At 50.7% G+C, this 227-nt stretch carries 1 tRNA gene; it reads right to left on the reverse strand.

The features are described 5' to 3' along the window. Positions 1 to 76 (reverse strand) — tRNA-Asn (locus Q4519_RS22340). Positions 77 to 227: the final 151 nt, after the last annotated feature.

Raw genomic sequence — 227 nt, forward strand, 5'->3', positions numbered from 1 at the left:
TGGCTCCTCCTGCTGGGATTGAACCAGCGACCTGCGGATTAACAGTCCGTCGCTCTACCAGCTGAGCTAAGGAGGAACAATTTTTACTTTGTAATCTTATTGACTACTAAGTGCACTGCACTTGAGGTTCAAGCGTCTTGCCTCAACCAGAATTTGGCTCCTCCTGCTGGGATTGAACCAGCGACCTGCGGATTAACAGTCCGTCGCTCTACCAGCTGAGCTAAGGA

This window comes from Motilimonas sp. 1_MG-2023 (genome assembly GCF_030547455.1).
In the GTDB taxonomy this organism is placed as follows: Bacteria; Pseudomonadota; Gammaproteobacteria; order Enterobacterales; family CBDFNC01; genus Motilimonas.